Annotated in this window: 37 protein-coding genes; 1 reads left to right on the forward strand and 36 read right to left on the reverse strand. The window is 40.3% G+C overall.

From position 1 onward, the window contains the following. Window positions 1-10: 10 nt before the first annotated feature. From rpsD to gltX, 33 genes are all read right to left on the reverse strand, one after another. Complete coding sequence (gene rpsD, locus H6A27_RS08625) at window positions 11-616, reverse strand: 30S ribosomal protein S4 (RefSeq protein ID WP_204404549.1); 606 nt, start codon at window positions 614-616, stop codon at window positions 11-13. 43 nt (window positions 617-659) lie between these two features. Further along, window positions 660-1049 (reverse strand): 30S ribosomal protein S11, encoded by a 390-nt coding sequence (gene rpsK / locus H6A27_RS08630; RefSeq protein ID WP_005844897.1) that lies wholly within the window; start codon window positions 1047-1049, stop codon window positions 660-662. 11 nt (window positions 1050-1060) lie between these two features. After that, complete coding sequence (rpsM, locus tag H6A27_RS08635) at window positions 1061-1441, reverse strand: 30S ribosomal protein S13 (protein ID WP_204404547.1); 381 nt, start codon at window positions 1439-1441, stop codon at window positions 1061-1063. A gap of 32 nt (window positions 1442-1473) precedes the next feature. Further along, complete coding sequence (ykgO, locus tag H6A27_RS08640) at window positions 1474-1590, reverse strand: type B 50S ribosomal protein L36 (protein WP_002558051.1); 117 nt, start codon at window positions 1588-1590, stop codon at window positions 1474-1476. A 14-nt stretch (window positions 1591-1604) separates the two neighbouring features. Further along, window positions 1605-1823 (reverse strand): translation initiation factor IF-1, encoded by a 219-nt coding sequence (gene infA, locus H6A27_RS08645; protein ID WP_002558052.1) that lies wholly within the window; start codon window positions 1821-1823, stop codon window positions 1605-1607. A 6-nt stretch (window positions 1824-1829) separates the two neighbouring features. Continuing rightward, window positions 1830-2621: a type I methionyl aminopeptidase gene (gene map, locus H6A27_RS08650; RefSeq protein WP_204404545.1), complete on the reverse strand. Its 792-nt coding sequence runs from the start codon at window positions 2619-2621 to the stop codon at window positions 1830-1832. Between the two features lie 7 nt (window positions 2622-2628). After that, window positions 2629-3975 carry a preprotein translocase subunit SecY gene (gene secY, locus H6A27_RS08655; RefSeq protein ID WP_204404543.1) on the reverse strand — a complete coding sequence of 449 codons (1347 nt, stop codon included), beginning with the start codon at window positions 3973-3975 and terminating at the stop codon, window positions 2629-2631. Between the two features lie 4 nt (window positions 3976-3979). Next, window positions 3980-4426, reverse strand: a complete 447-nt coding sequence (rplO, locus tag H6A27_RS08660) for a 50S ribosomal protein L15 (RefSeq protein WP_204404541.1) — start codon at window positions 4424-4426, stop codon at window positions 3980-3982. A gap of 29 nt (window positions 4427-4455) precedes the next feature. Next, window positions 4456-4632, reverse strand: coding sequence for a 50S ribosomal protein L30 (rpmD, locus tag H6A27_RS08665; RefSeq protein ID WP_204404539.1), 177 nt, complete (start codon window positions 4630-4632; stop codon window positions 4456-4458). Window positions 4633-4642: 10 nt separating this feature from the next. Further along, entirely contained in the window at window positions 4643-5158 is a 516-nt protein-coding gene (gene rpsE / locus H6A27_RS08670) for a 30S ribosomal protein S5 (protein WP_204390357.1), read from the reverse strand. A 6-nt stretch (window positions 5159-5164) separates the two neighbouring features. Then, a complete protein-coding gene (gene rplR, locus H6A27_RS08675; RefSeq protein ID WP_204404537.1) occupies window positions 5165-5506 on the reverse strand; it encodes a 50S ribosomal protein L18 in 342 nt (113 codons plus the stop codon). Window positions 5507-5527: 21 nt separating this feature from the next. Beyond that, a complete protein-coding gene (gene rplF / locus H6A27_RS08680; RefSeq protein ID WP_204404535.1) occupies window positions 5528-6097 on the reverse strand; it encodes a 50S ribosomal protein L6 in 570 nt (189 codons plus the stop codon). A 15-nt stretch (window positions 6098-6112) separates the two neighbouring features. Continuing rightward, on the reverse strand, window positions 6113-6508 hold the full coding sequence (rpsH, locus tag H6A27_RS08685; protein WP_154043484.1) for a 30S ribosomal protein S8: 396 nt from the start codon (window positions 6506-6508) through the stop codon (window positions 6113-6115). 58 nt (window positions 6509-6566) lie between these two features. Next, window positions 6567-6866 (reverse strand): 30S ribosomal protein S14, encoded by a 300-nt coding sequence (gene rpsN / locus H6A27_RS08690; RefSeq protein ID WP_204404533.1) that lies wholly within the window; start codon window positions 6864-6866, stop codon window positions 6567-6569. A gap of 6 nt (window positions 6867-6872) precedes the next feature. Beyond that, the gene (gene rplE / locus H6A27_RS08695) at window positions 6873-7430 is read right to left on the reverse strand and encodes a 50S ribosomal protein L5 (protein WP_204390358.1); all 558 of its coding nucleotides are present in this window, start codon (window positions 7428-7430) and stop codon (window positions 6873-6875) included. Window positions 7431-7433: 3 nt separating this feature from the next. Next, entirely contained in the window at window positions 7434-7754 is a 321-nt protein-coding gene (gene rplX / locus H6A27_RS08700; RefSeq protein WP_204508413.1) for a 50S ribosomal protein L24, read from the reverse strand. Window positions 7755-7774: 20 nt separating this feature from the next. Further along, window positions 7775-8140, reverse strand: a complete 366-nt coding sequence (gene rplN / locus H6A27_RS08705) for a 50S ribosomal protein L14 (protein WP_154043488.1) — start codon at window positions 8138-8140, stop codon at window positions 7775-7777. Between the two features lie 2 nt (window positions 8141-8142). Next, window positions 8143-8400: a 30S ribosomal protein S17 gene (gene rpsQ, locus H6A27_RS08710; protein WP_154043489.1), complete on the reverse strand. Its 258-nt coding sequence runs from the start codon at window positions 8398-8400 to the stop codon at window positions 8143-8145. A gap of 11 nt (window positions 8401-8411) precedes the next feature. Beyond that, entirely contained in the window at window positions 8412-8606 is a 195-nt protein-coding gene (gene rpmC / locus H6A27_RS08715) for a 50S ribosomal protein L29 (protein WP_204404531.1), read from the reverse strand. Window positions 8607-8613: 7 nt separating this feature from the next. Continuing rightward, complete coding sequence (gene rplP, locus H6A27_RS08720; protein WP_154043491.1) at window positions 8614-9045, reverse strand: 50S ribosomal protein L16; 432 nt, start codon at window positions 9043-9045, stop codon at window positions 8614-8616. 21 nt (window positions 9046-9066) lie between these two features. Beyond that, entirely contained in the window at window positions 9067-9798 is a 732-nt protein-coding gene (gene rpsC, locus H6A27_RS08725) for a 30S ribosomal protein S3 (RefSeq protein WP_204404529.1), read from the reverse strand. A 6-nt stretch (window positions 9799-9804) separates the two neighbouring features. Further along, window positions 9805-10215 (reverse strand): 50S ribosomal protein L22, encoded by a 411-nt coding sequence (rplV, locus tag H6A27_RS08730; protein WP_154043493.1) that lies wholly within the window; start codon window positions 10213-10215, stop codon window positions 9805-9807. A 37-nt stretch (window positions 10216-10252) separates the two neighbouring features. Beyond that, entirely contained in the window at window positions 10253-10522 is a 270-nt protein-coding gene (gene rpsS / locus H6A27_RS08735; protein WP_013618002.1) for a 30S ribosomal protein S19, read from the reverse strand. A gap of 22 nt (window positions 10523-10544) precedes the next feature. After that, complete coding sequence (gene rplB, locus H6A27_RS08740; protein ID WP_204404527.1) at window positions 10545-11366, reverse strand: 50S ribosomal protein L2; 822 nt, start codon at window positions 11364-11366, stop codon at window positions 10545-10547. An 8-nt stretch (window positions 11367-11374) separates the two neighbouring features. Beyond that, window positions 11375-11665 (reverse strand): 50S ribosomal protein L23, encoded by a 291-nt coding sequence (gene rplW / locus H6A27_RS08745; protein ID WP_204404526.1) that lies wholly within the window; start codon window positions 11663-11665, stop codon window positions 11375-11377. 19 nt (window positions 11666-11684) lie between these two features. Further along, on the reverse strand, window positions 11685-12314 hold the full coding sequence (rplD, locus tag H6A27_RS08750; protein WP_204404524.1) for a 50S ribosomal protein L4: 630 nt from the start codon (window positions 12312-12314) through the stop codon (window positions 11685-11687). Next, window positions 12314-12931 (reverse strand): 50S ribosomal protein L3, encoded by a 618-nt coding sequence (rplC, locus tag H6A27_RS08755; protein ID WP_154043497.1) that lies wholly within the window; start codon window positions 12929-12931, stop codon window positions 12314-12316. The genes rplD and rplC overlap by 1 nt, the downstream gene beginning before the upstream one ends. Before the next feature lie 20 nt (window positions 12932-12951). Then, window positions 12952-13257: a 30S ribosomal protein S10 gene (rpsJ, locus tag H6A27_RS08760; RefSeq protein ID WP_002558075.1), complete on the reverse strand. Its 306-nt coding sequence runs from the start codon at window positions 13255-13257 to the stop codon at window positions 12952-12954. 93 nt (window positions 13258-13350) lie between these two features. Then, entirely contained in the window at window positions 13351-15468 is a 2118-nt protein-coding gene (gene fusA, locus H6A27_RS08765) for an elongation factor G (protein ID WP_204404522.1), read from the reverse strand. Window positions 15469-15499: 31 nt separating this feature from the next. Beyond that, on the reverse strand, window positions 15500-15976 hold the full coding sequence (gene rpsG / locus H6A27_RS08770) for a 30S ribosomal protein S7 (protein WP_204404520.1): 477 nt from the start codon (window positions 15974-15976) through the stop codon (window positions 15500-15502). Between the two features lie 150 nt (window positions 15977-16126). Further along, window positions 16127-16531, reverse strand: a complete 405-nt coding sequence (rpsL, locus tag H6A27_RS08775) for a 30S ribosomal protein S12 (RefSeq protein ID WP_154043500.1) — start codon at window positions 16529-16531, stop codon at window positions 16127-16129. A gap of 183 nt (window positions 16532-16714) precedes the next feature. Continuing rightward, on the reverse strand, window positions 16715-17050 hold the full coding sequence (locus H6A27_RS08780) for a DUF3467 domain-containing protein (RefSeq protein WP_204404518.1): 336 nt from the start codon (window positions 17048-17050) through the stop codon (window positions 16715-16717). Between the two features lie 43 nt (window positions 17051-17093). Beyond that, window positions 17094-18611 carry a glutamate--tRNA ligase gene (gene gltX / locus H6A27_RS08785; RefSeq protein ID WP_204508415.1) on the reverse strand — a complete coding sequence of 506 codons (1518 nt, stop codon included), beginning with the start codon at window positions 18609-18611 and terminating at the stop codon, window positions 17094-17096. Window positions 18612-18697: 86 nt separating this feature from the next. On the opposite strand from gltX, the gene H6A27_RS08790 reads away from it, so the two are divergent. After that, complete coding sequence (locus tag H6A27_RS08790; protein ID WP_204508416.1) at window positions 18698-20755, forward strand: HD family phosphohydrolase; 2058 nt, start codon at window positions 18698-18700, stop codon at window positions 20753-20755. A 13-nt stretch (window positions 20756-20768) separates the two neighbouring features. Here the strand turns inward: H6A27_RS08790 and H6A27_RS08795 are convergent, their stop codons facing one another. From H6A27_RS08795 to ruvB, 3 genes are read right to left on the reverse strand one after another with little or no spacing between them, the layout of a single operon-like run. Continuing rightward, window positions 20769-22130, reverse strand: coding sequence for a TIGR00341 family protein (locus tag H6A27_RS08795; RefSeq protein WP_204508418.1), 1362 nt, complete (start codon window positions 22128-22130; stop codon window positions 20769-20771). Window positions 22131-22132: 2 nt separating this feature from the next. After that, window positions 22133-23614, reverse strand: coding sequence for an oligosaccharide flippase family protein (locus tag H6A27_RS08800; RefSeq protein ID WP_338083598.1), 1482 nt, complete (start codon window positions 23612-23614; stop codon window positions 22133-22135). A 44-nt stretch (window positions 23615-23658) separates the two neighbouring features. Next, the gene (gene ruvB, locus H6A27_RS08805) at window positions 23659-24684 is read right to left on the reverse strand and encodes a Holliday junction branch migration DNA helicase RuvB (RefSeq protein ID WP_204404509.1); all 1026 of its coding nucleotides are present in this window, start codon (window positions 24682-24684) and stop codon (window positions 23659-23661) included. Window positions 24685-24701 lie beyond the last annotated feature (17 nt).

A 24701-nucleotide genomic window follows, 5' to 3' on the forward strand; every position in this document is an offset into this window, starting at 1 on the left:
AAATTAATTATTATTTAGAGTACAATTCAACGATTAAGTGTTCTTTTATGTTTTCAGGAATGTCAGCTCTCTGAGGCACATGTAACATCTTACCAGTTTTAGAGTTCTGATCCCATTCTAACCAAGGGTATTTGCTGTGGTTGAATCCAGTCAAAGCATTTTCAATAACTTCAAGTGACTTAGATTTTTCACGCACACCTACCAACTGTCCAGGTTTTACAGCATACGATGGAATGTTAACAACTTTACCATCAACTACAATATGCTTGTGACCTACCAACTGACGAGCTGCAGCACGAGTTGGGGCGATACCCAAACGGAACACAACATTGTCAAGACGACATTCAAGTGCCTGCAACAAAAGTTCACCAGTAATACCATTCTGACTTGCTGCTTTTTCAAACATATTACGGAACTGTTTTTCAAGTACTCCGTAAGTATATTTAGCTTTCTGTTTTTCAGCCAACATGACACCGTATTCAGAAGTTTTTCTACGGCGAGTATTTCCATGCTGTCCAGGAGGATAATTTCTTTTTGCTAAAACTTTATCTGCTCCGAAGATAGCTTCACCGAATTTACGTGCAATTCTACTTTTTGGTCCAGTATATCTAGCCATTTTTATTTGAAATTTTAATTGTTATTAATACAGGTGTCTAATATTATACTCTTCTTCTCTTAGGAGGACGACAACCGTTATGAGGCAATGGTGTTACATCAATGATTTCAGTAACTTCGATTCCGGCTCCGTGTACGGTTCTAATAGCAGACTCACGTCCGTTACCTGGACCTTTAACGTATGCTTTAACCTTTCTCAATCCGAGGTCAAATGCTACTTTTGCACAATCCTGTGCAGCCATTTGAGCTGCGTATGGAGTGTTCTTCTTAGAACCTCTAAATCCCATTTTACCTGCAGAAGACCAAGAAATAATCTGACCTTCACTATTTGCTAAAGAAACGATGATGTTATTGAATGATGAATGAACATGCAACTGTCCGTTTGCATCAACCTTCACATTTCTTTTTTTAGCTGCGACTGTTTTTTTTGCCATATTAACAATTATTATTTAGTAGCTTTTTTCTTATTTGCAACAGTTTTCTTTCTTCCCTTACGTGTACGAGCATTATTCTTAGTGCTCTGACCTCTTACAGGAAGTCCCAAACGGTGACGAACACCACGATAGCAACCAATATCCATTAATCTCTTAATGTTTAACTGGATTTCTGAACGAAGATCACCTTCTACTTTGTACTCAGCAGCGATAATTTCACGAATCTTAGCAGCCTGATCATCAGTCCAATCTTTAACTTTAATGTCACGATCAACACCTGCTTTTTCCAAAATTTTTGCTGAACTACTGCGTCCTATACCATATACGTATGTTAACGCAATCTCACCTCTTTTATTCTGAGGCAAATCTACACCAACTATTCTTATAGCCATATACTAATTATTTTTTTTGCAAAAATAATAAATTATCCTTGACGTTGTTTATACTTAGGATTTTTCTTGTTAATAACATACAAACGGCCATTACGTCTAACGATCTTACATTCTGGCGTACGTTTTTTTAATGAAGCTCTTACTTTCATATCTTATTTTTCTATTATTTATATCGGAAAACAATTCTTCCTTTTGATAAATCATACGGAGACATCTCAACTCTGACTTTATCACCTGGAAGTATTTTAATGTAATGCATTCTCATCTTACCAGAGATATGAGCAGTTATCTCATGTCCGTTCTCAAGTTCTACACGAAACATTGCATTTGACAATGCTTCAACTATTACACCATCTTGTTCTATTGCAGATTGCTTTGCCATATTAAATTACTTTTGTGCTAATACTTGTTCAATAAATTCAAATGATGATAAGATATCAGCCTTTCCAAGTCCAACTGCCACCGTATGTTCAAAATGTGCGGCGAAACTGTTGTCTCTTGTTCTGACTGACCAATTATCTTTCTCAAGATAAATCTTTCTATCACCGAGAGTTATCATTGGTTCAATAGCCAGGCACATACCTTTCTTCAAAAGCGTGCCACTGCCTCGTCTTCCATAATTTGGAACGGCTGGATCTTCATGCATATCCTTTCCTATCCCATGTCCGACGAATTCCCTCACTACACCATACTTATAAGATTCACAATGACTTTGGACTGCATATCCGATATCACCCAATCTCTTGCCATGAACGGCATTTTCTATTCCTTTATACAATGCTTCTTTAGTGACTTTCAATAATTGGGCAACTTCAGGACTCACTTCTCCAACACAAAAAGTATAAGCAGAATCTCCACAAAAGCCATTAAGTAAAGTTCCACAATCAACAGAAACTATATCACCATCTCTAAGAGGTTCATCATTAGGAATTCCATGTACAACCTGACTATTGACAGAAGTACAAATGGAAGCAGGAAAGGGAGAACCATAGGGATTAGGAAATCCTTTAAAGGTTGGCAAAGCGCCATTATCACGTATGAACTCTTCAGCTACCTTATCGAGTTGCTTAGTTGTAACTCCAGGCTTGATTAGTTTGGCAACTTCTGCCAGAGTTCTTCCTACAAGAAGATTACTCTGACGAAGTAGCTCTATCTCATCATCTGTTTTAAGAATTATCATAGAGTAATTAGTAAGCAGCAACGTTACCAGAACGTCCTCTAATTCTTCCGGAACTCAACAAGCCATCGTAATGTCTCATTAACAAATGGCTTTCAACCTGTTGAAGAGTATCAAGAACAACTCCAACCAAGATTAACAATGAAGTTCCTCCAAAGAACTGAGCGAATTCAGCCTGAATACCAAAATAACCAGCAAAAGCAGGAAGAACAGCTATTATTGCAAGGAAGATTGAACCGGGCAATGTAATTCTTGTCATTATTGTATCCAGATAATCAGAAGTCTGTTTACCAGGTTTAATGCCAGGAATAAAGCCATTATTTCTCTTCATATCTTCAGCCATTTGGTTAGGATTAATTGTTATTGCTGTATAAAAATAAGTAAAGACAATAATCAAAACTGCAAAGATCAAGTTATATGCAAAACTTGTATGGTCAATCAAAGATCTCATAATACCACTTGCATTTTCTGTATTAGAAAATCCAATAAAAGTTATTGGGATGAACATAATGGCCTGTGCAAAGATGATAGGCATTACGTTTGCTGCATTAACTTTCAAAGGTATATACTGTCTTGCGCCACCATATTGCTTATTACCTACAATACGTTTTGCATACTGAACAGGAACTTTACGAACACCTTGTACCAACATAATAGCAGCAGCAATAACTGCAAGTAAAGCAACAATCTCTATGATAAACATAATAACACCACCTGTTTCAGCCAAAGTAAGACGAGATACTAACTCGGCTCCAAAAGCCTGAGGCAAACGTGCTATAATACCAACCATGATTATCAAAGAAATACCATTACCGATACCTTTGTCTGTAATACGTTCACCCAACCAAAGGACAAACATACTACCAGCTGCCAATATTATTGTGGATGTAATTATAAAGAAAGTCCAATCTAATGAAGCATTAAGAGCTGGTCCAGCTTGGAACTTTAAGTTGATCAAGTATGATGGAGCTTGGAATATAAGAATAATCAAAGTTAATATACGGGTATATTGGTTGATTTTTCTACGTCCACTTTCACCTTCACGCTGCAATTTCTGGAAATATGGAACTGCAATAGCCAACAACTGAATCACGATGGATGCTGAGATGTATGGCATAATACCCAATGCGAAAATAGACGCATTAGAAAAAGCACCACCAGAAAACATATTCAACAAAGCAAGAAGACCTTCACTAGTCTGCTCATGCAATTTAGTCAACATTTGAGGATTTATACCTGGCAAAACCACGTATGAACCTAAACGGTAAATTGCGACAAACAATATGGTAATGAGGATCCGTTTTCTCAGATCCTCAATATTCCATATATTTTTTAATGTTTCAATAGATTTTCTCATTTAATCAGAGTTTTACTGCATTACCACCAACGGCTTCGATTGCAGCTACCGCACTTTTTGAGAAAGCATTTGCTTCAACATCAAGCTTAGTAGTTAAACTACCGTTACCAAGAACTTTCACTAACTGTTTTGAAGAAATATAACCAGCTTCAATAAATTCGTTGATACCTACTTTTGTCAAATTCTTAGCATCAGCTAAAGCCTGTATAGTATCAAGGTTGATAGCTTTGTATTCAACACGGTTAATATTCTTAAAACCAAATTTTGGAACACGACGCTGAAGAGGCATCTGACCACCTTCAAATCCGATCTTCTTTGAATAACCAGATCTTGACTTTGCTCCTTTATGTCCTCTTGTAGAAGTTCCACCCAAACCAGAACCCGGTCCACGACCTATTCTTTTTCTAGTTTTTAAAGAACCTTTAGCAGGACTCAAACTATTTAAATTCATATTGTAAAATCTTTATTATTAACAATATATTACTTAACGATTTGAACTAGGTGCTTAACCTTTTCAATCATACCAAGGATTGATGGAGTTTCTTCGTGTTCAACCACACGATTCATTTTGCGAAGACCAAGAGCATCCAATGTTCTTTTCTGGTCAGCAGGAGCACCAATTCTACTCTTTACTTGTTTAATCTTAATAGTTGACATGTTTTCCTCCTTATCCTCTAAATACTTTATCCAAACTTACACCTCTGTTCTGAGCAACCATTCTTGCATCTCTCATTTCACCCAAAGCCTTGATTGTAGCTTTAACCAAATTATGAGGGTTTGAAGAACCTTTAGATTTTGCCAAAACGTCAGTTACACCTACACTTTCCAATACGGCACGCATTGCACCACCTGCTACAACTCCAGTACCAGTAGAAGCTGGTTTGATGAATACTTCAGCACCACCGAATTTAGCAGACTGTTCGTGAGGAACAGTACCTTTCAATACTGGAACGCGAGTAAGGTTTTTCTTTGCAGCTTCAACACCTTTAGCAATCGCTGCTGTAACTTCACCTGCTTTACCAAGACCCCAGCCGATGATACCATCTTCATTTCCTACTACAACAATAGCAGAGAAGCTGAAAGTTCTACCACCTTTTGTAACTTTAGTAACGCGGTTGATAGCAACCAGTCTATCTTTTAATTCTATATCGTTAGTGATCTTAACTCTATTATTAACTGCCATAATTCATTAAAATTTAAGTCCACCGTTACGAGCAGCATCAGCTACTTCTTTTACTCTCCCATGATACAAGTAACCATTACGGTCGAATACGACAGTCGTAATTCCAGCTTCCTGAGCTTTCTTAGCGATCAATTCACCAACTTTAGCTGCCTGTTCTTTCTTAGGACATGCCTCCATACCAAGAGAAGAAGCTGCCGCAAGTGTTTTACCATTCAAATCGTCAATAACTTGAACGTAAATCTGCTTGTTACTTCTAAATACACTCATACGCGGACGTTCAGGAGTACCTGAAATTTTATTGCGTACTCTATATTTGATCTTAACTCGTCTTTCTATTTTTGTTGTCATAATTATACGTATTTAAGTGAATTATTTAGCACCAGCTGACTTACCAGACTTTCTACGGATTTCTTCGCCAACAAACTTAATACCTTTTCCTTTATAAGGTTCAGGCTTACGGAAAGAACGTATTTTTGAACAAACCTGACCGAGCAGCTGTTTGTCACAAGATTCCAAAATTATAAGTGGGTTCTTATTTCTTTCAGACTTAGTTTCAACTTTTACTTCAGGTGGCAACTGCAAAAATATATTGTGAGTATAACCTAATGCAAAATCGATTATATTTCCATTATTTGAAGCACGATAACCTACACCGACAAGTTCCAACTCTTTCTTGTAACCTTGCGAAACACCAACAACCATGTTGTTGATCAAAGCGCGATACAAACCGTGGAAAGCATGACGCTGTTTCAGGTTATCAAGCATAGCGTTTTCATTTTCTGTCAATACAACGTGACCATCAGCAATTTCAACATTGATAGAAGGATCAACAAACTGACTCAATTCTCCTTTAGGTCCTTTAACGCTAACTACATTATCCTTAAGAGTTACTGTAACTCCTGAAGGTATAGAAATAGGCAATTTACCAATTCTTGACATAGTTTATCCTCCTAATTAATATACATAACAAAGAACTTCACCACCTATTTTCAATTCAGCAGCTTCCTTGTTAGTCATTACACCTTTGGAAGTAGATATAATTGCAATACCTAATCCATTAATTACTCTCGGCATGTCTTTGTATCCAGTGTATTTACGCATACCTGGAGTTGAAACTCTAATTAGTTTCTTGATTGCGTTAACCTTGTTAACTGCATCATACTTCAAAGCCACTTTGATAGTTCCCTGAGGACCATCTTCTACAAATTTGTAGTTCAGAATGTAACCTTTGTCAAACAAGATTTTAGTAATCTCTTTTTTCAAATTTGATGCAGGCACTTCTACTACTCTGTGCTTAGCACTAATTGCATTTCTCAATCTAGTGAGATAATCTGCTATTGGATCTGTCATAAAATAAAATTGTTAAATTAATCAGGACTACCCTGACAATATTTAATAATAAAAAATCTTACCAGCTAGCTTTCTTAACACCCGGGATTAAACCGTTAGATGCCATTTCACGGAACTGAATACGTGAAATTCCGAACTGGCGCATATAACCTTTAGGACGGCCAGTAAGTTTGCAACGGTTATGCAAACGAATCGGATTAGAGTTTTTAGGAAGATCTTGCAATTTCTGAGCAGCTTCAAAAGCTTCAGCAGGATCACCTGTGTTAACGATTTTCTTGAGTGCAGCACGCTTCTCAGCATATTTTGCAACAAGTTTAGCTCTTTTTACTTCACGAGCTTTCATTGATTCTTTTGCCATAGCTTATCAATCTTTTTTAGCGTTTTTAAACGGTAAACCGAATTCTTTCAAAAGAGCATATCCTTCTTCATCAGTCTTGGCAGAAGTCACAAATGTGATGTTCATACCTAAGATTTTAGTGATGCTATCGATATTGATTTCAGGGAAGATAATCTGCTCCTGAATACCAAGTGTATAGTTACCTCTACCATCAAACTTGCTTTCGATACCTTTAAAGTCACGGATACGTGGCAATGCTACACGAACAAGTTTTTCAAGGAATTCATACATTCTCTCACGACGCAAAGTTACCATAACACCGATTGGCATTTTTTTACGTAACTTGAAGTTAGCGATATCCTTACGAGATACTGTTGCAACAGCTTTCTGACCTGTGATAGCTGTCAATTCATTAATTGCAACGTCTATGATCTTCTTGTCAGCTACAGCCATTCCCAAGCCCTGATTGATAACAATCTTCTTGAGAACCGGAATCTGCATAGTTGAAGAATACTGGAATTGATTCTTCAATGCTGGAGCTATACGCTCAGCATATTCTTTCTTAAGGCTTGCAGTATTACTCATTTATTAGATCTCCTCTCCTGATTTTTTTGCATAACGAACAAATGTTCTTCCGTCAGAACTTTCTCTTCTTCCAATACGTGTTGGTTTACCTGTTTTAGGATCAATAGGGTTCAGGTTTGAAATGTGAATAGGAGCTTCCTGTTTCACAATACCACCCTGAGGGTTCTTAGCATTAGGCTTAGTACTCTTAGATACCATATTGATACCTTCTACCAAAGCGCGTCCTTCTTTTACAAGAACTTTCAACACACGTCCAGTCTTACCTTTATCTTCACCAGAGTTAACGTAAACTGTATCGCCTTTTTTAATATGTAATTTACTCATTACTTAAATCTTTTACAAAATTAAAGTACTTCAGGTGCCAAAGAAACAACTTTCATGTTAGCATTACGCAATTCTCTTGCAACCGGACCAAAGATACGACTTCCTCTAATTTCGCCAGCGTTGTTAAGCAATACGCAAGCATTATCATCAAAACGAATATAAGAACCGTCAGCACGACGAATTTCTTTCTTAGTACGTACGATCAGGGCTTTTGATACGGCACCTTTTTTAACATCACTTGAAGGGATTACACTCTTTATTGAAACTACAATAACATCCCCAACAGAGGCATAACGTCTTTTTGTACCACCCAAAACGCGGATACAAAGAGCTTCTTTAGCACCACTGTTGTCACACACTGTAAGTCTTGATTCTGTCTGTATCATGATTACTTAGCTCTTTCAATAATTTCAACTAATCTCCATCTCTTTGTTTTGCTCAATGGACGAGTTTCCATGATACGAACTGTATCACCTGGAAGACATTCGTTCTTCTCGTCGTGAGCATGGTATTTCTTCGTTTTGCTAACGAACTTACCATAAATAGGGTGTTTTTCCTTAAACTTAGCAGCAACAGTAATGGTCTTATCCATTTTGTTGCTTATAACAACACCAGTTCTTTCTTTTCTTAAATTTCTAACTTCCATGTGGACCATTATTATTTGTTAAGTTCTCTCTGACGCAACTCTGTCTTCATTCTTGCGATAGTTCTACGCAATTGTTTAATCTGAGCAGGATTAGCCAATGGAGAGATTGAATGATTCAAAACCATCTGTTTGTAATTAGCTTCCTCAGTCTGTAATCTTTCAGCTAATTCGCTAGTTGCTATTTCTCTTATTTCTGCAATCTTCATAACTCAATTAAGCATTTTGACTTGCGTCGTAATCACGTCTAACAATAAACTTAGTAGTAACTGGAAGTTTCTGAGCTGCAAGGCGCAGAGCTTCTTTAGCTATATCAAAAGGAACTCCTTCAACTTCAATCAGGATACGACCTGGAGTTACTGGAGCAACAAATCCTTCTGGAGAACCTTTACCTTTACCCATACGTACATCGGCAGGTTTACGAGTAATAGGTTTATCAGGGAATATGCGAATCCAAATCTGTCCCTGACGCTGCATATATCTTGTTACAGCAATACGAGCTGCTTCAATCTGACGTCCAGTGATCCATTTTGTCTGCAATGATTTGATACCGAATGTACCAAAAGCCAACTGATGTCCTCTCTGGGCATTACCTTTAGCGCTACCTTTCTGCTGTCTTCTGAATTTTGTCTTTTTCGGTTGTAACATAATTCCTAAAATTCAAATTCGTTAGCGATTGTTGTTTCTTTTTTTGCGGAAATTCTTTCCACCATTATTAGAACCGTTGTTACGGCCTGTCTCCTTAGTCTGAGTAAAGTTAGGTGCCAACTCACGTTTTCCATAAACTTCACCACGGCAAATCCATACTTTAATACCAAGAAGACCTACTTTTGTCAAAGCTTCAGCATGACAATAATCAATGTCTGCACGGAAAGTATGAAGTGGAGTACGTCCTTCTTTATACATTTCTGAACGAGCCATTTCAGCACCATTCAAACGTCCGGAAATAAGGATTTTGATACCTTCAGCGCCCATACGCATTGTGTTGGCAATAGCAGTTTTAATAGCGCGTCTGTAAGCTATCTTACCTTCAACCTGACGTGCAATGTTATTTGCAACAATCACAGCGTCTAACTCAGGTCTTTTAACTTCGAAGATATTAATCTGAATATCTTTGTCAGTGATCTTCTTCAACTCTTCTTTCAACTTATCAACTTCCTGACCACCTTTACCTATGATAATACCTGGACGAGCAGTGCATACAGTGATTGTCACCAATTTCAGAGTACGTTCAATTACAATTCTTGAAACGCTTGCCTTAGCAAGTCTGGCATTCAAGTACTTACGGATTTTGCTGTCTTCCAGCAAAGCGTCACCATAATTTTTGCCACCGTACCAATTTGAATCCCATCCTCTGATAATTCCTAAACGGTTGCTTATCGGATTAACTTTCTGTCCCATCTACTCTTAATTTTGATTATCATTAGTATTTTTAGAATCAACGAACAAAGTTACATGATTAGAGCGTTTGCGGATTCTGTAACCTCTACCCTGTGGAGCTGGTCTCATACGTTTAAGAGTAGCGCCACCATCAACATAAATCTTAGTTACAAACAATTCACCGCTTTCAGCCTTACGTTCGTTTTTCTGTTCCCAGTTAGCAATAGCAGAGCGTAACAATTTTTCCACTCTTGCAGAAGCTTCTTTTGAAGAAAACTTCAGTACACCAAGTGCTCTATTCACTTCCATACCGCGAATCATGTCAGCCACGAGACGCATTTTTCTTGGAGATGTAGGAACATTCTGCAACTTGGCAAAATACATGGTTTTAAGGGCTTCTTTTCTTTTTTCAGCCGATATTTTTTTTCTTGCTCCCATTATTATTTACTTTATTATTTTTCAAACAAGTTTCCTGTTATTTTTTCTTGTTACCGGCATGTCCACGGAAAGTACGAGTAGGAGCAAATTCTCCCAACTTGTGTCCTACCATGTTTTCTGTAACATAAACAGGAATAAATTTGTTACCGTTATGAACTGCAATTGTATGCCCAACAAAATCAGGCGAAATCATTGAAGCTCTGGCCCAAGTCTTAACAACTGATTTCTTGCCGCTTTCATTCATAGCAAGCACCTTCTTTTCCAGTTTTACATTAATATATGGACCTTTTTTTAATGAACGACTCATAATTTACTCAATTAATCAGTTATTACTTTCTTCTCTCAATAATATATTTAGAAGACTGTTTCTTAGGTGCTCTAGTCTTCAAGCCCTTAGCATACAAGCCTGTACGTGATCTTGGGTGACCTCCAGACTGACGTCCTTCACCACCACCCATTGGGTGATCAACAGGGTTCATAACAACACCACGGTTGTGTGGACGACGACCCAACCAGCGAGAACGTCCTGCTTTACCAGAAGATTCAAGAGCATGGTCTGAGTTACCTACACTACCGATAGTAGCTTTACAAGCACTCAAGATTTGTCTTACTTCACCTGAAGGCAATTTGATTACACAATATTTTCCTTCACGAGAAGTCAACTGAGCAAAATTACCAGCCGATCTAACTAATGCTGCACCTTGTCCTGGGCGTAATTCAATATTGTGAATAACTGTACCTACAGGGATGTTTTCAAGCGGAAGTGCATTACCAATCTCAGGCGCTGCAGTCGCTCCAGACATCAAAGTGCTGCCAACCTGCAATCCATTAGGAGCAATAATATATCTCTTTTCTCCATCAGCATAATACAACAAAGCGATACGAGCCGAACGGTTTGGATCGTACTCTATTGTTTTAACAACTGCTGGAACACCGTCTTTATTTCTCTTGAAGTCGATGAAACGGAATTTTCTCTTATGACCGCCGCCGATATAGCGCATTGTCATTTTACCAACGTGGTTACGACCACCAGTAGAACGCTTTCCACATACAAGAGATTTTTCTGGTACCGATGCAGTAATTTCTTCAAAAGTACCAATAATTTTGTGTCTCTGCCCCGGTGTTGTGGGCTTAAATTTACGTACTGCCATCTTATTTATTAAATATTGCTATAAAAATCAATAGTATCGCCTTCTTTCAATGTCACTATTGCTTTTTTGTAAGCATTAGTACGACCTTTGATCAGGCCAGATTTAGTATAACGACTTTTGTTCTTACCTGCATAACGAATAGTGTTTACACTAAGAACTGTTACGTTATACAAAGCTTCGATTTCACTCTTAATCTCTAATTTGTTAGCATCAGGACGTACAATAAAACCGAAACGATTGAACTTTTCAGTTATAGCAGTCATCTTTTCTGTAACTAACGGTTTAATAATAATTCCCATTTTACTAAGCCTCCTTTAATTATTTAACTAAGGTTTCCTCGATAGCTTTCAATGCACTCTCAGTCACAACAAGAGTTTCTGCATTCAATACAGAGTAAGTATTTAACGCAGAAGCAATTGCTAAATTTGTACGCTCTATGTTACGAGCAGACAAATATACGTTTTTATTCGCTTCCGGCAAAACCATAAGTAGCTTTTTGCCAGCCACTTTCAGATTATTCACAACATTTATAAATTCTTTAGTCTTTGGAGCTTCAAAAGAGAAGTCTTCTACAACTACAATGTTGTTAGTCTGAGCCTTATAAGCTAAAGCAGATTTACGTGCCAAAGCCTTAACCTTCTTATTCAATTTGAACCAATAGTCTCTTGGTTTAGGACCAAAAACGCGAGCACCGCCAACCAATAGTGGAGAGTTGATATCACCGCGACGTGCACCGCCACCACCTTTCTGACGACCCAATTTACGAGTAGAACCGCTAATTTCGCTTCTTTCTTTTGATTTATGAGTTCCCTGGCGCTGGTTAGCCATGTACTGCTTAACATCAAGATAGATAGCGTGATCATTTGGTGTAATACCGAAGATAGCGTCATTAAGAGCTACTTTTCTACCAGTATCTTCACCTTTAATATTTAATACGTTAACTTCCATTATTTCTCAATTATTACGATTGAACCTTTGTAACCTGGAACAGAACCCTTGATAAGAAGAAGATTGTGTTCAGGGATTACTTTTAATACCTGTAAGTTGTGAGTAGTCACTCTATCACCACCCATTTGTCCGCCCATACGCATGCCTTTGAATACTTTTGCAGGGTAAGAACAAGCACCGATAGAACCCGGTTTACGAGCGCGGTTGTGCTGACCGTGAGTAGTCTGTCCAACACCACCAAAACCGTGACGTTTTACAACACCCTGGAAACCTTTACCCTTAGAAGTACCAATAACGTCAACATAAGCTGAATCATTGAACAATTCTACAGTAATAGTGTCTCCTAAATTCAATTCCTGTGAGAAATCTTTGAACTCGGCCAAGTGTCTCTTTGGAGTTACTCCAGCCTTCTTAAAGTGTCCCATCAATGGTTTTGTAGTGTGTTTTTCCTTCTTGTCCTGGAAACCTACCTGCACTGCGGCATAACCATCTTTTTCTACACTCTTAATCTGAGTAACTACACAAGGACCAGCTTCGATAACAGTGCATGGTACATTCTTACCATCAGCACTGAATACGGATGTCATTCCGATTTTCTTTCCTAATAATCCTGGCATTTCAGTTAAATTTTAATTGATTAAACTTTAATTTCTACTTCTACTCCACTTGGTAACTCTAACTTCATCAAAGCATCTACAGTTTTAGCTGTTGAGCTATAGATGTCGATAAGTCTCTTATAAGAAGACAATTCAAACTGTTCGCGTGACTTCTTGTTTACGAAAGTCGAACGGTTTACAGTAAAGATTCTCTTGTGAGTTGGCAATGGAATTGGACCGCTAACAATAGCACCAGTTGCTTTCACAGTTCTTACAATCTTTTCAGCAGACTTGTCAACCAAGTTGTGATCGTAAGATTTCAGTTTAATTCTGATTTTCTGACTCATTGTAAAATTTTTAATTAATTATTATTGATAAGATGAAGCATGAGGGCTAAGAGTCATTCGCTAACCCTCATAGGCTTCAAGATATTATTTTATTTATACTAAATCAACGCGACCTTTAACTTCTTCAAGAACAGTCTTAGCGATTGAGCTTGATACCTGTGCATGGTGATCGTATGACATTGATGATGTAGCACGACCTGAAGTGATTGTACGCAAAGCAGTAACATAACCGAACATTTCAGCCAGTGGTACCATAGCTTTTACAATACGTGCTCCTGAACGGCTTGATTCCATACCTTCAACCTGACCACGACGTTTGTTCAAGTCACCGATAACATCACCCATGTTTTCTTCAGGAGTTACAACTTCAAGCTTCATGATAGGCTCCATCAAAACCGGACCTGCCTTAGCACAAGCATTCTTGTAAGCCTGGATTGCACAGATTTCGAAAGACAACTGGTCTGAGTCAACCGGGTGGAAAGAACCATCTTTCAACACTACTTTCAAAGAATCAAGAGGGAAGCCAGCCAACACACCATTCTTCATTGCAGTCTGGAAACCTTTCTGTACTGAAGGGATAAATTCCTTAGGCACATTACCACCTTTAACCTCATCGATGAACTGAAGTCCACCTTCTTTGTAATCTTCGTCAACTGGGCCGATAGTTACGATGATATCAGCAAACTTACCACGACCACCAGACTGTTTCTTATAAACTTCACGAAGCTCTACAGTCTTAGTAATAGCTTCCTTGTAGTTAACCTGAGGACGACCCTGGTTACATTCAACCTTAAATTCACGTTTCAAACGGTCGATAATGATATCCAAGTGAAGCTCACCCATACCTGAGATAACTGTCTGACCAGTCTGTTCGTCAGTTCTTACAGTAAATGTTGGGTCTTCTTCAGCAAGCTTAGCCAAACCGTTAGAAAGTTTGTCAAGGTCTTTCTGAGTCTTAGGTTCAACAGCGATACCGATAACTGGTTCAGGGAAGTCCATAGACTCAAGAACGATTGGAGCAGTTTCGTCGCACAAAGTATCACCTGTACGGATATCTTTGAAACCAACACCTGCACCTATATCACCAGCGCTGATTACTTCAACTGGGTTCTGCTTGTTTGAGTGCATCTGGAACAGACGAGATACACGTTCTTTCTTGCCTGAACGAGAGTTGAAGATATATGAACCGGCTTCAATCTTACCTGAGTAAACGCGGAAGAAAGTCAAACGACCAACGTATGGGTCAGTTGCAATCTTAAACGCCAAAGCAGAAGTCTTTTCATCTTCATCTGGTTTACGATCTTCTTCAGCTCCTGTAGTTGGGTTTGTACCAATGATATTAGGAGTATCAAGTGGTGAAGGCAAGAATGCGCAAACATAGTCAAGAAGAGTCTGTACACCTTTATTCTTGAATGAAGAACCGCAGAACATAGGAACGATATCCATTTTCAATGTTCCGGCACGGAGGGCACGTAAGATTTCTTCTTCTGTGATAGTAGAAGGATCATCGAAATACTTTTCCATAAGAGCTTCGTCAAACTCAGCTACTTTTTCAAGCATTTTATCTCTCCATTCCTGAGCTTCATCAACAAGGTTAGCAGGGATTTCTTCTATATCATAGTCAGCACCCATTGTTTCATCGTGCCACAAGATAGCTTTCATCTTAATAAGGTCAACTACACCCTTGAAGTTTTCTTCTGCACCGATAGGAATAACCACAGGACAAGGATTAGCTCCCAAAACGTCCTTCATCTGACGAACTACTTCGAAGAAGTCAGCTCCAGAACGGTCCATTTTGTTTACATAACCAATACGTGGTACATTATATTTATCAGCCTGACGCCATACAGTTTCCGACTGTGGTTCAACACCACCTACAGCACAATACGCAGCAACAGCACCGTCAAGCACACGCAAAGAACGTTCTACCTCAGCAGTAAAGTCAACGTGTCCCGGAGTGTCAATAAGGTTGATTTTGTAAGTATTACCAGCGTATTTCCAACGAGTTGTAGTAGCCGCAGAAGTAATAGTAATACCACGTTCCTGCTCCTGCTCCATCCAGTCCATTGTTGCGGCACCGTCGTGTACTTCACCGATTTTGTGAGTAAGACCAGTGTAGAACAATATACGTTCTGAAGTTGTTGTTTTACCGGCATCGATGTGAGCCATGATACCGATATTACGGGTCAAGTGCAAATCTTGTTTAGCCATTTTAATTACTACTTATTAAATTATTACTTGATTAAAATCTGAAATGTGCAAATGCACGGTTAGCTTCAGCCATACGATGCATATCTTCTTTACGTTTGAATGCACCACCCTGTTCGTTATAAGCGTCAAGGATTTCAGCAGCCAATTTATCTGCCATACATTTTCCACCACGTTTACGAGCGAACAAAATCAGATTTTTCATTGAGATTGACTCTTTACGTTCAGGACGGATTTCAGTAGGAACCTGGAAAGTCGCGCCACCGATACGGCGAGATTTAACTTCGAGTTGTGGAGTCACATTATCAAGAGCCTTTTTCCATACATCAAGAGCAGAAGTCTCATCTGCAGGCAATTTAGTGCCAACTACATTAAGTGCACCATAAAAGATTTCATAAGAAGTATTCTTCTTTCCATCATACATCAGATGGTTAACGAATTTAGAAACCTTCTGATCGTTAAATACTGGATCCGGAAGGACCACACGTTTTTTTGGTTTTGCTTTTCTCATTTCTGTTTGACAATTTATGTTTAGTTTGGGGCTGCACCTCTGTTCGCTTCAACATCTCCTCCGAGACATTTACTCAACCTTAAAGCTTTTCCAACAAACCAAAACGAAATTAATAAAGTCTTTACTTAAAAGGATTGTACTCAGCTAATATTATTTTTTACCCTTAGCTGCTGGAGCCTGTCCTGGTTTTGGACGTTTTGCACCGTATTTAGAACGTCTCTGTGTACGACCGGCTACACCTGCAGTATCCAATGTACCGCGAACAATGTGATAACGTACACCTGGAAGATCCTTAACACGACCGCCACGTACCAATACGATTGAGTGTTCCTGCAAGTTGTGTCCTTCTCCTGGGATATAAGAGTTTACTTCCTTAGAGTTTGTCAGACGCACACGAGCAACTTTACGCATTGCTGAGTTAGGTTTTTTCGGAGTTGTAGTATAAACACGAACGCAAACGCCACGTCTCTGAGGACATGAATCAAGCGCCGGTGACTTACTTTTCTCAACCAAAACCGTTCTTCCTTTTCTTACTAATTGTTGAATAGTAGGCATTTTGTTTGATTTTTAAATTTATATTATTGTTTATTCAAATTCCAATCCTAAAGCGAAACTACATATTTCGGGTTGCAAAGGTACGAATAAGTTTTTAATACACAAATAGTTTTAATAATAAAAAAGGCCTGATTTGCAGAAAACACCGCAAATCAGACCGTATTAAACATTTTTTATTCTTTTTTAAGCCTCTCCTTTAAAATCAGTGATAGGCGGGACGAAAGTTTTGCCACCATTTTCATTGGCATTGCGTTCTTCAGGCATTCTTACAGTTCCGAAATTATGTTCATACTTAATCATGTTATCCTGAAGTGCATACATCAGTCTCTTTGCGTTTTCAGGAGTCATGACTATCCTCGACTGCACGCCGGCCTTTTGTACTCCCGGAAGTACAGATACAAAGTCGATTACAAATTCCGATGTCGAATGCGTAATGATGGCCAGATTGGCATAAGTACCTTTTGCCACTTCTTCTTTCAGTTCTATCTGTAACTGGTTATTTCTGTTTTCGTTTTCCATGATAAATTATAATTTAATGAATTATTTGCTGTCAAATATATGTTTATTTCAGCACCTCAACAGCTTTGCGCATACGTTTCAGTGTCTCTTCTTTACCTAAAACAGCTGATATGTCAAACATGTGAGGTCCCTTACCCTCTCCTACCAGAGTCAGACGGAAAGCATTCATGATGTTGCCTGTATGATAGCCTTTATCCTCAATCCATTTCATAACCACTTCTTCCTGATGAGTCAATGAGAAATCCTCAAGCGACTCGAGCAACTCAGCAAGTTCTGTCATACACTTTGCGGAATCTTCTTTCCAGCGTTTCTTTACAGTCTTTTCATCATACTCTTCAGGAGCGACGAAGAAAAACTTACAAGTATCCCAAAGTTCCTTTACAAAACTTACACGACCTTTCATCAGCCCAACAACAGTTACTACCGTATCCATAGGAACGTCTATACCGTGTTCCTTTATTATAGGCATAAACAGTTCTGCCAGCTCCTTGTCGTCCTTCATGAGGATATACTCATGATTGAACCAGCGTGCCTTCTCATAGTCAAACTTTGCTCCTGCCTTGCTGCAACGGTGCAAGTCGAAGAGTTTTACAAGTTCGTCAAGCGACATGATTTCCTGGTCGTTACCCGGATTCCATCCCAGCAAAGCAAGGAAGTTGATAACAGCCTCAGGCAAATATCCGGACTCACGGTAACCTGAAGAGACCTCACCGGTCTTAGGATCATGCCATTCCAAAGGGAATACTGGGAAACCAAGACGGTCACCGTCACGCTTGCTCAGTTTACCATTTCCGTCCGGTTTAAGAAGAAGAGGCAGGTGAGCAAACTGAGGCATAGTATCAGCCCAACCGAAAGCTCTGTACAGAAGTACATGCAGCGGAGCGGATGGCAACCATTCTTCACCACGGATTACGTGAGTGACTTCCATCAGGTGGTCGTCCACGATGTTAGCCAAATGGTATGTAGGGAGTTCGTCAGCCGATTTATATAACACTTTGTCGTCAAGGATAGAAGAATTTATCACCACATCACCACGGATAATGTCATTTACATGTACATCCTCATTAGGCTCAATCTTGAAACGCACTACATACTGCTTTCCTTCAGCTATCAGGGCATCGACATCTTCCTTACTCATGGAAAGGGAGTTACGCATTGACAGACGCGTAGAGGCATCATACTGGAAATTAGGAATTTCCTTTCTCTTGGCATCCAGCTCTTCAGGAGTATCGAATGCTATATACGCCTTCCCGTTGTCAAGCAACACTTGCACATATTCCTTATATATATCACGACGTTCCGACTGACGGTAAGGACCATAGTTTCCGCCAAAACTTACGCCTTCATCAAAATTAATACCCAACCATTTGAATGATTCGATGATATACTCTTCCGCACCGGGAACGAAACGGTTTGAGTCAGTATCCTCTATACGGAAAATAAGGTCTCCGCCATGCTGACGGGCAAAGAGATAATTATACAAGGCAGTACGCACACCGCCGATATGCAACGCACCTGTAGGACTTGGCGCGAAACGAACTCTTACTTTTCTTTCTGACATATTGATTTTCAACTAAAAATGTTCCGCAAAAGTAATCTAATTTTCCCGTTTTTTGCTTATTTTGCGCTCAAAAATATACTTTGATTATGAAAACTTTCCGCAAAGACAATACATTCTCATACAAAGAAGTGTTATTTAAATGTGCAATATTCATTGTCACCGTTTCAGTAATTGTGTATTTCATGCCTCGTGAAGGCAAGTTCAACTATCAGTTTGAACTAAACAAACCATGGAAATACGGTCTTCTGCAGGCTTCGTTCGATTTTCCTATATATAAAGGTGAGGAACAGGTAAAACTGGAACAGGACAGTATCTTGAAATTCTACACTCCTTATTATCAGCTAAACACCGAGACTGGACGCGAAATGCTACAGAAGCTGAATAAAGACTGCAACGAAAAGGCAATGATTATCAAGGATTATCCAAACTACCGCAGACATATTGAAAATATTCTTAAAGAGATATACGAGGCTGGAATAATAGCTCCGTCCGACCTCGACGAGCTGAATCGTGAAGGCGCCAGAACGATACAGGCAATAAGCCGCAACACAGCTGTACAGAGGGATGTAAACGAACTGTACACCATTAAGCAGGCATACGAAAAGCTTATTCACAGCGACACCCTTCATTACAGCAAGCTCATTCTGCAGCAATGCAACCTGAACGAGTATATCACTCCAAATCTGACATACGATTCGGAGAAATCCATGACTGCCCGTCAGGATCTGCTGTCCAACGTTTCATGGGCCACAGGCTTCGTGATGAACGGACAGAAAATCATCGACCGTGGAGAAATAATAGACCAGAAGACATTCGACATCCTCAGCTCCATGCAGAAAGAATGGAACAAGCGCAGCGAAACTGTAGCCGAGAAAAGACTTACCCTGTTCGGGCAGATACTGTTTGTTTCAATCATGATAGCGCTCTTCATGATATATCTGGAAATTTTCCGACGCGATTTCTATAAGGTAAGGGGTAAGCTATACCTGCTGTTCAGTATCATAATATTCTTCCCTGTAGTATCTTTCCTGATGGTCGAAAACGCTTTCCTTAATGTCTATATAGTACCATTCGCCATGATACCTATGCTCATAAAGATATTTCTCGACTCGCGTACAGCGTTCATGGCACATATCATAACCATACTGCTCACATCCATTGCCCTAAGAACTCCTCACGAGTTCATACTGCTGCAGACAGTAGCAGGTATGGCTGCCATTTATACACTCCGCGAGCTCTCGCAGCGCTCACAGTTGCTCAACAGTGCTTTTGTAGTTACTATATCTTACTCATTATTATATCTTGCCCTCGACCTTGTCCACGTAAGCGAGATAGCCCAACTGAGCACATACGTATATATGAACTTCGTCATCAACGGCATTCTTTTGCTTTTCACCTACCCCTTACTGTTTATATTGGAAAAGACATTCGGATTTACGTCAAATGTCACTTTAGTAGAGCTGTCCAATATCAACACCAAGCTTATGCGCGAGATGTCCGAGGTTGCTCCGGGCACATTCCAGCATTCATTGCAACTTGCCAATCTTACAGCGGCTGCGGCCAACCGTATCGGTGCCAACAGCCAGTTGGTACGTACAGGGGCGATGTATCATGATATAGGGAAGATGATGAACCCCGCATTCTTCACCGAAAACCAGTCAGGAGTAAATCCTCACGACCAGCTCAGTTACAAACAGAGTGCACAGATTGTAATAAGCCATGTCACAGACGGTCTGAAGCTTGCCGACAAGCATAATCTTCCGGCCGTAATAAAGGAATTCATAAGTACCCACCACGGATGCGGACTGACAAAATACTTCTACATCTCATATCAGAACGAACACCCCGGCGAAGAGGTCGACAAAAAAGCCTTCCAATATCCCGGTCCAAATCCATTCACCAAGGAACAAGCCATACTGATGATGGCCGATTCTGTGGAAGCAGCCTCAAGAAGTCTGCCTGAATATACAGAAGAAAGTATTTCCGCACTGGTTGACAAGATTATCGACTCACAGGTCCAGGACGGATATTTCAAGGAATGTCCTATTACATTCAAGGATATTGCTATCGTGAAAAGTGTATTCAAGGAAAAGCTGAAAACCATGCATCATACACGTATCAGCTATCCTGAACTCAAGAAATAAATAACTATGCTTGTTATCTGTCCATAACGATCAGCTCAAGTTTTCCCGCATTAGTCCGTGTCTTCAGCCAGTCTGTCATTCGCTTCCTGTCGTTTGCAGACGGCTTCTTCACGCATTGCAGTATGGCGAAAGTCACAGTATCATGTTTCAGGCTGTCCAGTTCCAGACGTATGCTGCGTGACAGTACCACCGATTTCACATCTCCAAACAAAGCCTTCATCTCGCCTGCCAGCTTTGTGTCAGCCTGTCCGTCGCGCGTATATACATCAAGCTGCGCCCTGAGGGAGTCTATCTCCCTTTGCTGTGCTACGAGCTTGGTTTCCGTGTTCTTGTAGAAATCCTCCATCACCATCGACTTGATATTGCTTATATCCATGTCAGCATTGTTCACACCCTGGAAAACCAGCAGTTTGGTTTCATCAAGGTTATATTTAGCGAGCTTTCGTTCGGCAGTCGCAATCTCTTCTTCGCTCACCTCATTGCCTATCATAACAACCTTGATTTCACGTTTGTTATACGAAACCTCCCTGCTCAAAATCTGTGAATTGGGGAACTGCAGCTCTTCAGTAATATACTCATTAGCCGCACTCATATAGAATGTTTCCTTCACTATACCGTAAGTAAGATATATGGCAGGACACATCGTCACCAAAGCGATTGCGATGATATATTTGCGGACAAGCTTTTCGCGATTTTTATCCACGAACTCCTTATGTTTGAATTTCATGAATCTCACACCCACGAAAGTGGCAAGACTGATAAACACAGAGTTGATAAAATACAGATAGAATGCCCCGAGGAAATAAAGAAGGTTTCCGGTAGCCAGTCCGAATCCGGCAGTACACAAAGGCGGCATCAGTGCGGTAGCGATAGCCACACCCGGAATAACATTACCTTTTTCCTTTGTGGCCACAGCCACTATACCCGCCAGACCACCCACAAGAGCGATGAATACATCATATATAGTTGGAGAGGTACGTGCCAGAAGTTCCGACTGCACCTCGTCCAGCGGAGTAAACGCAAAATACACCGTAGCGGTAGTGACACTGAACAACGTAGCTATGAAATAACTCTTCAGCGAGCGTTTCATCAGTTCGAAGTCATTAATCCCGACAGCAAGCCCCACTCCCATGATAGGTCCCATAAGTGGAGAAATCAGCATTGCACCGATAATTACGGCAGTCGAATTTACATTCAGGCCCAAAGAAGCGATAAAAGTGGCAAACACAAGAATCCACAGATTGGCACCTCTGAACTCCACACCATTACGGATACTCTCCACGGTAAGCTTCTCGTCTTCCATGCTCTTATTCAAGTCCAGATAATCATCGTAAAACTTTCTTATCAGGTACTTCTTTCTGTTGTTCAGCTCCATAGTTATTTCTTTATAAAACGGTTAATTACAGGGATACTCCTCAAAGGTAAGTCTTTTTTTATGATATACGCAACAAATACCGCAAGCAATAATGTTCTGAAAGCAAGACGCAATATAGTATTTTCAGGATAAATATATATTGAAGCCACATACAGCAATGCCGCAAATATCAGATATACAGTCATCTCCCTAACAGGATAATCCACCGGATACTTCTTTTGTCCGATGAAATACGACAGCAGAGTGATTACACCATATCCAGCGACAGAAGCCCATGCAGATGCCACATAACCATAATGCGGCACCAGCCATACATTAAGCACAAGTATCACCACACATCCAATAAGCGAGAAATAAGCTCCCCAGCGTGTCTCGTCGATAAGTTTATACCAGAAAGAGAGATTGAAATAAATACCTTTCAGAATCTCAGCACCCATCACGATTGCAACCACGCTCAATCCTTCCCAATAGTCAGGCGCAACCATATATTTCAGGATATCCATATAGAACATTACAGCCAAGAAAGCCAACAGGGAGAATATAAAGAAATACTTCATAGCACCGGCATACGATGATTTGCCGTCCTCCTTATTGCTGTTTCCAAACACAAATGGCTCGTATGCATATCTGAATGCCTGTGTAAACATCGCCATAATCATTGCCACCTTGCTTGTGGCGCTATATATACCTAATTGTACAAGTCCCTCCTGACGGTCTTCGTACAGAAACGGATATATCATTTTGTCCACAGTCTGATTCAATATACCCACAATCCCGAATATAAGTATCGGGAACGAATAGTTCAGCATACGTTTCTGAAGATTGAAGTCCGGCTTGAATGACAGCAGCTTCAATTCCGGTATGAAAAACAGCACCTGCGCCGCCGACATTATCAGATTCGAAACAAAAATATACCCCACCAGATAATCCGGGTCGTAAAACCACGACACCAATGAAGGAGCATGCACATTCAACCACGGGCACAAAAGCAGAAAGAAAAGATTCAGAACTATGTTGCCCACAATATTGAAAAGCTTGATTGTAGCAAACTTTACCGGCCTTTTCCTGTACCTCAACCATGCGAAAGGAATACAGAGAAACGAGTCGAGCGCTACCACCACCATCATCATCCCCACATAATCCTTATGGTCAGGATATTCAAGGAATGACGAAACAGGTCCGAGGAATATCATTCCAAGAACGACAAAAAGCGTGGAAAGCCCTCCTACAAAAAGAGCTGTATTCGAGAATACTTTTACAGGATCTTCCTCCGACTTGTTCGCAAAGCGGAAGAATCCGGTTTCCATACCGAAGGTAAGAAATACGAGTATAAGTGCCGTATAGGCATATACATTCGACACTACCCCATACCCTCCAGATTCCGCCGAGAGTACTGCCGTATATAGCGGGACGAGCAGATAATTAAGGAAACGTCCTACTATACTGCTCAGTCCGTAAATTGCTGTATCTTTAACTAATGACACGTTGGGAATTAATAATTAAGAATTAATAATTAATAATGTAAAAGCTAATCAAAAAGAGTTTTCTCCTGTTGCCATCTGTTTCTTCCCAGATGCTTGTATGCCAGATCTGTCACCTCGCGTCCTCGCGGAGTACGCTTCAAAAAACCTTCCTTTATCAGGAAAGGCTCGTACACCTCTTCCAGCGTACCCGGATCTTCTCCAAGAGCCGTAGCTATGGTAGTAAGTCCCACAGGACCGCCCTTGAATTTATCTATTATGGTACACAGAATCTTGTTGTCTATCTCGTCCAGGCCATAACGGTCTATGTTCAGAGCTTCGAGAGCATATCTGGCTATTTTCAGGTCAATATGTCCGTCCCCCTTCACCTGAGCGAAATCGCGTACCCTTCGCAGCAATGCATTTGCGATACGAGGCGTACCTCTGCTTCTTGAGGCAATCTCTCCGGCAGCCTCCACATCGCACGTCACCCCCAGAATACCCGCCGAACGCAATACTATACGCGACAGTACATTCTCGTCGTAATACTCTAAATGCAGGTTGATACCGAAACGGGCCCTGAGCGGAGCGGTAAGCAGACCGCTGCGCGTAGTAGCCCCAACAAGAGTGAAAGGATTCAGGTCAAGCTGAATGCTCCGTGCCGACGGTCCCTTGTCTATCATTATATCTATACGATAGTCCTCCATAGCCGAATACAGGAACTCCTCCACCACCGGACTCAGACGATGGATTTCGTCTATAAACAACACATCGTTTGGCTCCAGACTTGTCAGAATTCCTGCCAGATCGCCCGGTTTGTCAAGTACCGGTCCCGACGTAACCTTAAACCCTACTCCAAGTTCATTGGCGATAATATTGCTCAGAGTGGTCTTTCCCAATCCCGGAGGTCCGTGCAGCAGGACATGGTCCAGAGCCTCAGCCCTTAGCTTCGCCGCCTTCACGAATATACGCAGGTTATCCACCACCTTGTCCTGTCCGCTGAAATCCTCGAACTGTAGCGGACGCAGCGCATTTTCGAAATCGCGTTCCTTACCTGTTGGCTTATAATCTCTTATATCGAATTGTTCTTCCATAAATCTTTGTAAAACAC

It is taken from the genome of Bacteroides caecigallinarum, from assembly GCF_016902295.1.
Lineage (GTDB): Bacteria > Bacteroidota > Bacteroidia > Bacteroidales > Bacteroidaceae > Phocaeicola > Phocaeicola caecigallinarum_A.